This window comes from Streptomyces sp. NPDC055189 (genome assembly GCF_053606765.1).
In genome coordinates, this window is the sequence record NZ_JBSGSG010000008.1 from 1 (window position 1) to 12,164 (window position 12,164).

Sequence of the window (12,164 nt, forward strand, 5' to 3'; positions counted from 1 at the left end):
GTCACCGGCGTACGCATGCGTACGCCGGTGAAGAGCCCCTACGGAGAACTCGGGAAGGAAAGGAGCGGCGTCAGCCCTGCTTCTCCTGCTTGCGGGTCTTGTCACCGACCATGACCAGGCCCGCGATCACCAGGAACAGCACGATGGGCGCCACGACATAGAGGCCGAGCGTCTCGATCACGCTCAGGCCGGGACCCGGGTCGTCACCGTCGTCGGGCGTGAGCGCGAGCGCGGGGGACGACATGAGCAGCATCATCAGCGTCGTACCGGAAGCCAGGGCGCCGGCGCGCAGAGCGTTCTTCTTGTCCACGGTGCCAACGTAGCGAACTGCTAAAGCGGCCGCGCGCCCGGGGGTGCCGTACGGGGCTCGCGGCGTGAGCGGAACACCTCCATGAAGGCGTGCAGGCGCGGTGCCGCGGCGAGTTCCTCCAGGGTGACGGGGCGGCCTTCGGCGTCGGCGACCGGCAGCCGCCAATTGGGGTACTGGTCCCAGGTGCCGGGGAGGTTCTGCGGCCGGCGGTCGCCGAGCGCGTCCGGCAGCCAGATGCCGATCATGCGGGCCGGTGTCGCGAGCAGGAAGCGGTGGACGGCGCGGATCTCCTCCTGCTCGTTTCCCCCGCCGCCGGGCAGCATCCCGAGCCGGGAGAGCAGCGCGAGCCACTCCGACACGTCGGCTGCCGCCTCGGCCTGTTCCACGGCCGCCGGACGGGTCAGCAGGCCGAGACGGTCGCGGAGTTGCACGTGCTCGCCGGTGATGCGGGCCGCCGTGGACGGCAGGTCGTGGGTGGTGGCGGTGGCCAGGCAGTCCGCGCGCCACGCCCCGGGCGGCAGCGGACGTCCCGTGCCCGCCCAGTCCCGCTCGAACCAGAGCACGGAGGTGCCGAGCACGCCGTGCCGCTGGAGGGTCTCGCGGACACCGGGCTCTACGGTGCCGAGGTCCTCGCCGATGACGAGGGCGCCCGCGCGGTGCGCCTCGAGGGCGAGGACGGCGAGCATCGCTTCGGCGTCGTACCGGACGTACGTTCCCTCGGTGGGCGCGCGGCCCTCCGGGACCCACCAGAGCCGGAAGAGCCCCATCACGTGGTCGATGCGGATCGCGCCCGCGTGCCGGAGCAGTCCGCGCAGGAGGGCGCGGTAGGGGGCGTATCCGGACTCGGCGAGGCGGTCGGGGCGCCAGGGCGGCAGGCCCCAGTCCTGGCCGCGCGCGTTGAACGCGTCAGGCGGGGCGCCGGTCGACATGCCCGCGGCGAAGTGCCGCTGCTGCGCCCAGGCGTCCGCCCCTGCCGGGTGCACGCCGACCGCGAGGTCGTGCACGAGGCCGATGTCCATGCCCGCGTCGCGCGCGGAGCGCTGCGCGGCGGCGAGCTGGGCGTCGGTGAGCCAGGCGAGACGGCAGTGGAAGTCCACACGGTCCATCAACTCGCGGCGCGCGCGGGCGGTGCCGGGCGAGGCGGGGTCGCGCAGGGGTGCGGGCCAGGTGTGCCAGTCGGGGCCGTGCCGCTCGGCGAGTGCGTACCACGTGGCGTGGTCTTCGAGGGCTTCGCCGTGCTCGGCGAGGAAGTCGTTGTAGGCGGCGCGGCGTCCGGGGCCGAGCGGGACCTCGCGGATCAGCTCCAGGGCTTCGAGCTTGAGCGCCCAGACCGCGTCACGGTCGATCAACTGGCCCTGCTGGAGGACGGATTCGCGCAGCGCGGCGGCCCGTCGCGTGAGACCGGCGGCCCGGTCGCGGGCCTCGCCGTGCAGGTGGGCGTACTCCGGGATGTCCTCGACGCGGAGATGGACCGGGTCGGGGAAGCGGCGCGAGGAAGGGCGGTACGGAGAGGGGTCGGACGGCCCGTCGGACGGCTTGGGAACGGCCGCGTGCAACGGGTTGACCTGGACGAATCCCGCACCCAGGGCCCGCCCGGACCAGGCGGCGAGCTCGGCGAGGTCACCGAGGTCGCCCATGCCCCAGGAGCGGCGCGAGAGAAGGGAGTAGAGCTGGACGAGCACCCCGTACGTCTTCTCGCGCGGGGGCGGCAAGTGGTGCGGGGCGACGATCAAGTGGGCGGTGGCGGTGCGGGCGTCCGGGGTCTCGGCCCGGATCCGGTGCACGCCGGGCGGCAGCGCCGCGGTCGCCCGCGACTCGGCCTCCCCGCCGCTGTCCGGTGCCGTCGCCCGCGACCCGGCCTCCCCGCCGCTCTCCGGTGCCGTCGCCCACTCCAGACGCTTCCCGCACTCCGTCTCCACCCGCACCCGCGTGCCCGGCGGCAGCCCGGCGAGGGGCGGGTCCGGGTCGGGGCCGCCCTGCCACATCACCACGGTCGGCGGAAGGAGCCGGGCGGACAGCTGCGCCTCGCGGGCCGCGAGGGCACGCCCCAGCGCCTCGGGGGTGCTCGCGTCCACGTCGAGGGCGGCCAGGGCCGCGATCACCGCGGCGTCGGCGGCCGGAACCGTGCGGTCCGGGGACGGGGAGTAGGAGGTCGCCACGCCGTGCAGGGCGGCGAGGCGGGAAAGTCCGGTGGGTGCAGCGGATCCGGTGGGTTCGGCGGGTTCAGTGGCTCCGGCGGATCCGACGACTCCGGGTGGGGCCACCTAGACCCCCATGTAGGCCAGGCCCGACGCGGTGCCGGTGGAGGTCGGCTCGCTGGTCAGCGGAGCGGCGTCGGCGAGCGGGGGCTCGCTGGTGAGCGGTGCGTAGTCGGCCAGCGGGGGTTCGCTGGTCAGGGGCGGCTCGAGGCAGCCGCAGGAGCAGGAGCCATCCAGTCCGGAGTCAGGACCGGAGACCTGTTTGGAAAGGGCGGAGAGCAGGAGGTTCGCGGAAGCGGGCACGTAGGGCTCCAATGTCAGGGGGCAGGACGGTCTTAGGCAGCAGGCCTACCCAGTGCGCGGGATCGCAGACATATCCGTTGTATGAACGTGCGCGTACTCACATTCGTTTCCCGGGGCGGGGGTCCGAACGCAAGATCTTCCTTTCCCCGAGCCTCGCGTTCCAGTCCCGGCAATGTCACACGGAAGAAAACTCGCACAACACCCACGCCCGTTGACACTCCGGCCACACGAGTGGTGGGCTCGGTGACACCCTGAGACAGCAAGAACACCAAAAGTGATCATCAGGCCGAGGGACACCGAGGAGAGGGCCGTGCAACTGCGGCGCAGGAAGGGCGCGGCGGCCGTCGCCGTCGCCGTCATCGCAGGTGCTCTCGGCGGCGCCCCCGGCGCCGTCGCCGCCCCCGGCCTCCCCGGTAAGCCCGGCGCCCCGGCCGCCTCCCCCGACGACGACCGTGAGTCCGACGGCACCCTCCCCCCGGTCTGGCCCCGCCCCCAGTCGATCAGCGCGGCGGGATCCCCGGTCACCGTCACGGACGAGATCGTCCTGGTCACCGGCCCGCACCCGGACCCGTACGCCATGGACGCCCTGCGCACCCTCCTGCGTGACGCGGGCGCCGCGAAGATCACCGAGGTGAAGGACGGCGACCCGCTCCCCGCGCCCGGCGGCAAGCTCGTCGTCCGCGCCGAAGGCACCGGCACACGAAGCATCGGCGCCCAAGGCACCGGCGCCGACCGGGCCCTGCGCTCACTCGGCGCCCGCGACCGGCGCGACCTGCCCTCCGGCGGCTACCGCCTCGCGGTGGGCCGGATCGGCGGCCAGGACACGGTCGCCCTCGCGGGCGCGGGCGACGACGGCCTCTTCCACGGCGTACAGACCCTGCGCCAATTGGTCACCACGCGCACCACCGGGAGCACCATCCCCGGCGTCCAGATCCGCGACTGGCCCGGCACCGCCGTGCGCGGCATGACGGAGGGTTTCTACGGCACTCCGTGGACCCGTGACCAGCGCCTGGCCCAGCTGGACTTCATGGGCCGCACGAAGCAGAACCGGTACCTCTACGCCCCCGGCGACGACCTCTACCGCCAGGCACGCTGGCGCGAGCCGTACCCCGCGGGCCAGCGTGCCGACTTCCGTGCCCTCGCCGAGCGGGCCGGGGCCAACCACGTGACGCTGGCCTGGGCCGTCGCCCCCGGCCAGGCCATGTGCATGTCGTCCGACAAGGACATCAGGGCCCTGAACCGCAAGATCGACGCGATGTGGGCCCTGGGCGTACGCGCCTTCCAGCTGCAGTTCCAGGACGTCAGCTACAGCGAGTGGCACTGCGAAGCGGACGCGGACGCCTTCGGTTCGGGGCCCGAGGCCGCCGCGAAGGCACAGTCCCGGGTCGCCAACGCGGTCTCCGCGCATCTCGCCGAGCGCCATCCGGGCGCGAAGCCGCTGTCGCTGATGCCCACGGAGTACTTCCAGGACGGCTCCACCGCGTACCGCACCGCCATCGCGGACCGGCTCGACAGCGGCATCGAGGTGGCGTGGACGGGCGTCGGCGTGGTCCCGGGGACCATCACCGGAAGGGAGCTGGCCGGCGCCCGCAAGGCATTCGGCGCGCACCCGCTCGTGACGATGGACAACTACCCCGTCAACGACTTCGCGCAGGACCGCATCTTCCTCGGCCCCTACACCGGCCGCGAACCCGCCGTGGCCACCGGCTCCGCGGCGCTGCTGGGCAACGCCATGGAGCAGCCGTCGGCCTCCCGCATCCCCCTCTTCACGGCCGCCGACTACGCCTGGAACCCCCGCGCCTACCGCCCGCACGAGTCCTGGCTCGCCGCGATCGACGACCTCTCCGGCGGCGACAGGAAGGCACGGGGCGCCCTGCGTGCGCTCGCGGGCAATGACGCATCCTCCGTGCTCGGCGCCGACGAGTCGGCGTATCTGCGTCCGCTCATGGACGACTTCTGGCGCGCGCGTACGACGACGGACGCCACCCGCGTCAAGAAGACCGGGCAGGCCCTGCGCGACGCCTTCACCGTCATGAAGGAGGCGCCGCGGCGGCTGGCGGGCAGCGACCTGAAGAGCGAAGTCGGGCCCTGGGTGGAGCAGCTGGCGCGCTACGGCGAAGCCGGCGAGACGGCCGTCGACATGCTGCGCGCCCAGTCCACCGGCGACGGCGCGGCCGCCTGGCGCGCCTCGCGCACCCTGGCCGGACTCCAGAAGGACCTGAAGGCCGGCCGGGTGACCGTCGGCAAGGGCGTCCTTGCCCCCTTCCTGACGCGGTCCCAGAAGGCGTACGGGATGTGGGCGGGGCTCGACACCGAGCAGGCGTCGGACCGCGCGACGGTACGCACCCCCCGCGCCCGCCCCCTGACGGCGGTGACGGCCCTGACCGACCCCGGCACCAAGGGCGGCATCGAGGCCCACGTCCCCGGCGATGGCTGGCGCCGCATCGCCGCTCTGTCCGCCTCGGGCTTCACGGAGGTCAGGCCCAGGGGCGCCGACCCGCGCGCCGACGCGGTCCGCGTCACGGTCACCGAGGGCACCGTCCGCCACGTCGTCCCCTGGTACGGCGACTCCCCCGACGCCCGTATCTCCCTGGCCCGCACCGAGGCCGACGTGGAGATCGGCGGCGGCCCGCGGCGTATCACGGCGAAGCTGACGCCCCTGCGCCCCGGCGACGTACGGGGCAGGGTCACGGCGAAGGCCCCCAAGGGCATCGAGGTGCGCACCCCGCAGAAGACCACCCTGCCGCGCGGCACACAGGTGGACGTCCCGGTCGACGTCGCCGTCCCCGAGGGCACGCGCGCGGGGACGTACGAGCTTCCGGTGAGTTTCGGCGGCCTGACCAGGACGGTCTCGATCCGCGCCTACCCGCGCACCGCGGGACCCGACCTGGCGCGCGGCGCGAAGGCGTCCTCCTCGGGCGACGAGACGAAGGACTTCCCGGCGTCCGGCGCCAACGACGGCGACCCCGGAACCCGTTGGTCATCGCCGTACGAGGACGGCGCCTGGTGGCAGCTGGAGCTCGAGGAGCCGGTCAGGCTCGGCCAGGTCGTCCTGCGCTGGCAGGACGCGTACGCGGCGGGCTACCGCGTGCAGACGTCCGCCGACGGCAGGACCTGGCGCACGGCGGCGACCGTGAAGGACGGCAAGGGCGGACGCGACGCGATCCGCATGGACGCCCCTGACACCCGCTACATCCGGATGCAGGGCGACAAGCGGGCCACGCGCTTCGGCTACTCCCTCTGGTCGGTGGAGGCGTACGCCGTGGCCGGTGACACGACGGAGGGCCGGAGCGGAGGAGACCGCCCCGGCCACACGTAAAAGCCCGGATCTCTCAGGCAGAAATGCCGTCGATCCGGGCCATCGCGTCGTCCGCGCCGAACGGCTGCAAGTACGGCAGCCAGCGCGGATCCCTATGCCCGGTCCCGATGATGCGCCACGCCAGACCCGAGGGCGGCGCGGGCTTGTGACGCAGGCGCCACCCCAGCTCCAGGAGATGGCGGTCCGCCTTGGTGTGGTTGCAGCGGCGGCAGGACGCCACCACGTTCTCCCAGGCGTGCTGACCGCCACGGCTCTTCGGAATGACGTGGTCGACGCTGGTTGCGACGCCACCGCAGTACATGCACCGACCGCCGTCGCGGGCGAAGAGCGCCCGCCTGGTCAGAGGAACGGGCCCCCGGTAGGGGACCCGGACGAACCGCTTGAGGCGGACCACGCTGGGTGCGGGGACAGTGCGCGTTGCGCTGTGCATGAAGGCGCCGGATTCCTCGAGGCAGAGAGCCTTGTTCTCCAGGACGAGGACGAGCGCGCGGCGGAGCGGTACGACGCCCAGAGGCTCGTACGACGCATTGAGGACCAGGACGTGCGGCACGGAGGCCTCCTTGTACGCCGGCGGCGCGTGGCTCGCGCCGGGACGATCTGTAGCCAGTCTCCCCTCATGCCTGGTCCGAGCGCCAGCATGTACCGGTAACGGGCTCGGAGTGTTTTCGACCACAGGTGTACAACACCCTCATCTTCCCCAAGTGAGCACTGTCTCTCCCTGGAACATCACAACGATCCACACACAATGCCCCGTTAGTGTGGTGTCTCTGCCCGGCGCTCCTCCTGGGCAGGCCGCTATGCCTGGAGGTACCTGCTGTGTTCCTGTCCGTCCTGTCAGCAGCCGGACCGGACCCGGACGACACGTCGACGCCGAAGCCCCCGACCTTGGAAGACGCCCAGGAGCACGCGACGAACGCCGCGAGCTGGGTGGAGCAGAACTGGTCGGCGTGGCTGGGCATCGGGCTCCGCATCCTGCTGATCGTCGCCGTCGCCGTCGTCCTGCGTGTGGTCATCCGGCGCTCGATCACCAAGCTCATAGAACGCATGAACCGCACGGCCCAGTCCGTGAACGGCACGGCGCTCGGCGGTCTGCTTGTCAACGTGGAGCGCCGCCGCCAGCGTTCGCAGGCCATAGGTTCGGTGCTGCGCTCGGTGGCGTCGTTCCTGATCCTGGGCACGGCCGCGCTGATGATCCTGGGCACGTTCCAGATCAACCTCGCCCCGCTGCTCGCGTCGGCGGGTGTCGCGGGTGTGGCGATCGGTTTCGGTGCCCGCAACCTGGTCACGGACTTCCTCTCCGGCGTCTTCATGATCCTTGAGGACCAGTACGGCGTGGGCGACTCGATCGACGCCGGTGTGGCCTCCGGCGAGGTCATCGAGGTCGGTCTGCGGGTCACCAAGCTGCGCGGCGACAACGGCGAGATCTGGTACGTCCGCAACGGCGAGGTCAAGCGCATCGGCAACCTCAGCCAGGGCTGGTCCACGGCGGGCGTGGACGTCACCGTCCGTCCGGACGAGGACCTGGAGAAGATCCAGGCGAAGCTGGTCGAGGTCGGCGAGACCATGGCCAAGGACGAACCGTGGAACGAGCGCCTCTGGGGCCCGGTCGAGGTCCTGGGCCTGGACAGCGTGCTGCTCGACCAGATGGTCGTACGGGTCTCCGCGAAGACGATGCCGGGCAACGCGCTCGGCGTGGAGCGCGAGCTGCGCTGGCGCATCAAGCGGGCCTTCGACGCGGCGGGCATCCGCATCGTGGGCGGGCTGCCGCTCCAGGCGACGGAAGAGGCGGTCGCGGACCCGTCGGCGGGCGTGGCGGCTCCCTCGGCCTACTCGTCCGCCACCTCCCCGCAGTCCCTTGCCGCCTCGCCGATAGCCCCGCCCCCCAATCTGTCGAAGTAGAAGTCGAAGCAGAAACAGGAGCAGGAGCAGCAGAAGCGGCGCTGCCTACGCAGGTGAGTGGGAGCGCGTCCGATAGCTGTCGGCGTCCAGGGCGACGACCTCCGCGTGGTGGGCCAGGCGGTCCACCGTCGCCGAAGCCGTCGCACCGTCCCCGAGCACCTCGCCCCAGCGTCCGAGGGCCAAGTTGCTGGTGACGATCAGGGACGCCCGCTCGTAGCGGTGCGATACGAGCTGGAAGAGAAGGTGCGCGGCCTCGGAGCCGAAGGGCACGTAGCCGACCTCGTCCACGACGAGCACCGGATACGCGTCGAGGCGGGAGAGCTCCTTGCCGAGGCGGCCCGCGGCCTTGGCGTCCGCGAGCCGGGCGCTCCACTCGGCGGCGGTCGCGAAAAGCACCTGGTGTCCGGCCTGACAGGCGCGTACGCCCAGGGCGACCGCCAGGTGCGTCTTGCCCGTACCGGGCTCACCGAGCAGCACCACGTTGGCCTTGCGGGTGATGAAGTCGACCTTGCCGAGCCGGGTGATCACCTGCGGCCCTGGCGCCCGCAGCCGCCCCTCGTCGAACATCTCCAGGACCTTCCTGGCCGGGAACCCGGCGGCCCCGATCCGCTCCTCCGCTCCCGTACCCGCCTCCGCATACGGCTGCGCGTACGGCTCCCCGCCGTCCCGCTGGGCCGGGATGACCACGGCCCGCGAGTCCTCCTCCCTGTGCATGCCGCGCGCCCTCGCCTCCTGCGCGGCCATGGGCCCGGACATGTACGCGAGGATGGCCGCCGATGCGATGAAGGCCATGTGGATGACCGTGCCCCAGAGCAGGTCGTGCCGGGGCGTGTGGTGAACGTCGACGAACATCTGGAGCAGATGGACCGACGAGATCCCCACGATGGCCGTCGCCAGCTTCACCTTCAGGACGTTGGAGTTCACGTGCGACAGCCACTCGGGCTGGTCCCGGTGGCCCTGGAGGCCGATCCGCGAGACGAAGGTCTCGTACCCGCCGACGATCACCATGATCAGCAGATTGGCGATCATCACCACATCCACGAGCTTCAGGACGGCGAGCATGACGTGCGTCTCGTCCGCGTGCCCGCTGACGACGTGGTGGATGAGGTGCCACAGCTCGTTGAAGAACTTGTAGACGTACACGCCCTGAGCGGCCACCAGGCCGAAATACAGGGGCGCTTGGAGCCAACGGGTCGCGAAGAGGGAACACCCCAGCGTGGTCATGTTCGGTGGGGACGAGGCGGAGCGGGACACCAGACCTCCAACAGCCGTAAGGCTCGTCATTCTTGTGGCCCGCCACCGACAATCTGAATTCGAGCCACCCGTTGGGATTAATAGAAATCCAGTCGGACAAGACCTCCGACCCGACCCCGCCAGGAGCACTCCGTGCAACGCCGGACCCCGCCAGGTAACGACTTGGTTGCCCCGGGGGCGTCCGCTATTGACGCCCGATTCACGCCGGTCGTACGGTCCTCACGAATTGGAAAGTTTCCTAACAGTTAGCGGCCACCGGAAGAGCAGGTGTCGTCATGGCAGCAGCAGGCAGCACTCCGGGGACCCCGGGCACGCCGAGCGTCCTGCGGGCCATGAACGACCGGGCGGTGCTCGACCTGCTCGTCGCGCACGGCCCGCTCACCCGCACCCGCATCGGTGAGCTGACCGGGCTCTCCAAGCCCACCACCTCGCAACTGCTCGGCCGCCTGGAGACAGCGGGCCTCGTACACACCACGGGCAGCCTCAGCGGCCGCCCGGGGCCCAACGCCCTGCTGTACGAGATCCATCCGGGCGCCGCCCATGTCGCCGCCCTCTCCGCCGACCCCACCGGGATCACGGCGCTGATCGCCGACATCACGGGCACGGTCATCGGCCGGGCCCGCGTCGAGGCGGACGCCGTGTCCGAGGACGTGCGCCACCGCACCGCACAGCTGGTCACGGAGGCCGTCGACGAGGCGCTGCGCCAGGCGGGCCTGGGCCACGACGACCTGCGGGCCGCGGTGATCGGCACCCCCGGCGCGATCGACCCGCACACCGGCGAGCTGCGGTACGCCCCGCATCTGCCGGGCTGGCACTCACGGACGCTGCGCGACGATCTCGCCGCCGTCCTCGGCACGCCCGTCGACATCGAGAACGACGTGAACCTGGCCGCCGTCGCCGAGCAGTACGAAGGCGCCGCACAGGACAACGACAACTACGTCCTCACCTGGCTCGACGACGGTGTGGGCGCCGCCATCGTGCTCGGCGGCAACCTGCTGCGCGGCGCGACGGGCGGCGCGGGCGAGATCGGCTACATGCCGCTGCCGGGGGCTCCCCTGGCGCACGGCGGCCCTGAAGCCACACGCGGCCCGGACGGGGGCGGCGGCTTCCAGAGCCTGGTCTCCGCACCGGTCGTCAAGCAACTCGCGGGCGGCGCCGCCACGTTGGCGGACGCCTTCGCCGACGATGCCGTACTCGCCGAGGTCGCACGCCGTCTCGCGACCGGTATCGCCGCGGTCGTCGCCGTCGTCGACCCCGAACTCGTCGTGCTCTCCGGCTCGGTGGCCCAGGCGGGCGGCGACAAGCTGCGCGTCCGGGTCGAGGAGGAGCTGACGGGGCTCGCGCTGCCGCGCCCGCAGATCCGCATCAGCGAACTCGACGGCGACCCGATCCTCACCGGCGCCCTGCGCTCGGCCCTCACCCAGGCCCGCGACCAGGTCTTCGACACGGCCTGAAGCACCGCCGCCCGAACGCCACCCTCCCTCCCCGCACCTCAACTCCCCGCCCCCGTAGTCCGTACTCCGCAAAGGAAGTCCGCCATGCCGCGATGGCGCATGCCCATCTGCGCGTCCGCGGCGCTCGCCGCAGCCGGCCTCTTGCTCTCCGGCTGTGCCAATCCGAGCGTCGGCAGCGCGAACGACGACCCGACCAAGCCGGTCACCCTGAAGTTCTGGCACGGCTGGTCGACGCCCGGCGAGGTCAAGGCCGTCAACGACAGCATCGACCGTTTCGAGAAGCTCCACCCGAACATCGACGTGCAGGCCACCGGGAACGTCTCCGACGAGACGGTCAACCAGGCCCTGCGGGCGGGCGGCGACAAGGCCCCGGACGTGGTGTCCTCGTTCACCACCAACAACGTGGGCCAGTACTGCGACTCCGGGATGTGGGCGGACCTCGATCCGTTCATGGAGAAGACGGGTCTCGACAAGCGCAAGACCTTCCCCAAGACGCTGCTCGACTACACGAGTTACCGGGGAAGCCAGTGCGCCCTGCCGCTGCTCGCGGACGCCTTCGGGATGTACTACAACAAGGACGCCTACAAGAAGGCGGGCATCGAGCGGCCGCCCCGCACGATGTCCGAGTTCGAGGAAGTCTCGAAGAAGCTGACCATCCGCAGCGGCAAGGACTCGTACAAGCAGGTCGGGTATCTGCCCAACTTCCGCTTCTACCAGAACAGCCCCGACCGGCTCTTCGCGCAGTGGGGCCCCGAGTACTTCGACGCCGAGGGCGACGCACGTCTGGCCGACGACCCGAAGACGTACAAGTTCTTCAAGACCGCGCGGCAACTGGCCAAGGCACAGGGCGGGTTCGCCGACCTGGAGAAGTTCCGGATGTCGTTCGGCGACGAGATGTCCAACCAGAACGCCTTCCTGACCGGCAAGGTCGCCATGCATCTGGACGGCGAGTGGCGCGGTCTGATGCTGGACGAGGCGAAGGCGAAGTTCGACTGGGGCGTGGCTCCGCTGCCCGTTCCGGACGACCAGGCCGACACGTACGGGCGGGGCTTCATCACCGGCACCGTCGCGGGGATCGCGCACAGCAGCAAGCACCAGAACGCCGCGTGGGAGCTGGTGCGGTTCCTGACCGCGGACACGAAGCAGGTCGTGAACTTCGCGAACGCCATCCACAACGTGCCCTCCACGTTCGCGGCGCTCAAGTCCCCCGACCTGGACGCCGATCCGACCTTCCGGACCTTCTTCGACATCCTGCAGAGCAAGCACAGCAAGGCCCTGCCGCCCTCCGTCAACGGCGGCGCCTACGTCGTCTCGCTGATGGACTTCGCGTACGGCGTCGAGTCCGGGCGCGTCTCCGATCTGCGCAAGGGCCTGAAGAAGCTCGACGAGCAGATCGACGCCGACACCCTCCAGTCGAAGAGCTGAGC

At 71.3% G+C, this 12,164-nt stretch carries 9 protein-coding genes; 4 read left to right on the forward strand and 5 right to left on the reverse strand.

Translation table 11 applies throughout. From position 1 onward, the window contains the following. Positions 1–70: 70 nt before the first annotated feature. From ACWFR3_RS08120 to ACWFR3_RS08130, 3 genes are read right to left on the reverse strand one after another with little or no spacing between them, the layout of a single operon-like run. Positions 71–310, reverse strand: coding sequence for a hypothetical protein (locus tag ACWFR3_RS08120; protein WP_361186190.1), 240 nt, complete (start codon positions 308–310; stop codon positions 71–73). Between the two features lie 20 nt (positions 311–330). Continuing rightward, positions 331–2,574 (reverse strand): 4-alpha-glucanotransferase, encoded by a 2,244-nt coding sequence (gene malQ, locus ACWFR3_RS08125; protein WP_453733735.1) that lies wholly within the window; start codon positions 2,572–2,574, stop codon positions 331–333. After that, the gene (locus tag ACWFR3_RS08130) at positions 2,575–2,811 is read right to left on the reverse strand and encodes a hypothetical protein (RefSeq protein ID WP_361186191.1); all 237 of its coding nucleotides are present in this window, start codon (positions 2,809–2,811) and stop codon (positions 2,575–2,577) included. Between the two features lie 310 nt (positions 2,812–3,121). Here ACWFR3_RS08130 and ACWFR3_RS08135 point away from each other — a divergent pair, with 310 nt between their 5' ends. Further along, entirely contained in the window at positions 3,122–6,130 is a 3,009-nt protein-coding gene (locus ACWFR3_RS08135) for a beta-N-acetylglucosaminidase domain-containing protein (protein WP_453733882.1), read from the forward strand. Between the two features lie 13 nt (positions 6,131–6,143). Here the strand turns inward: ACWFR3_RS08135 and ACWFR3_RS08140 are convergent, their stop codons facing one another. Next, a complete protein-coding gene (locus ACWFR3_RS08140) occupies positions 6,144–6,680 on the reverse strand; it encodes an HNH endonuclease (RefSeq protein WP_190080400.1) in 537 nt (178 codons plus the stop codon). 266 nt (positions 6,681–6,946) lie between these two features. Between ACWFR3_RS08140 and ACWFR3_RS08145 the strand changes: the two genes are divergently transcribed. Then, positions 6,947–8,029, forward strand: a complete 1,083-nt coding sequence (locus ACWFR3_RS08145) for a mechanosensitive ion channel family protein (protein WP_453733736.1) — start codon at positions 6,947–6,949, stop codon at positions 8,027–8,029. 45 nt (positions 8,030–8,074) lie between these two features. On the opposite strand, the gene istB is transcribed toward ACWFR3_RS08145, so the two are convergent. Next, complete coding sequence (istB, locus tag ACWFR3_RS08150; protein WP_453733737.1) at positions 8,075–9,253, reverse strand: IS21-like element helper ATPase IstB; 1,179 nt, start codon at positions 9,251–9,253, stop codon at positions 8,075–8,077. A 305-nt stretch (positions 9,254–9,558) separates the two neighbouring features. Here istB and ACWFR3_RS08155 point away from each other — a divergent pair, with 305 nt between their 5' ends. Beyond that, positions 9,559–10,737, forward strand: a complete 1,179-nt coding sequence (locus ACWFR3_RS08155; protein WP_453733738.1) for an ROK family transcriptional regulator — start codon at positions 9,559–9,561, stop codon at positions 10,735–10,737. An 84-nt stretch (positions 10,738–10,821) separates the two neighbouring features. Beyond that, positions 10,822–12,162, forward strand: a complete 1,341-nt coding sequence (locus ACWFR3_RS08160; RefSeq protein WP_453733739.1) for an ABC transporter substrate-binding protein — start codon at positions 10,822–10,824, stop codon at positions 12,160–12,162. Positions 12,163–12,164: the final 2 nt, after the last annotated feature.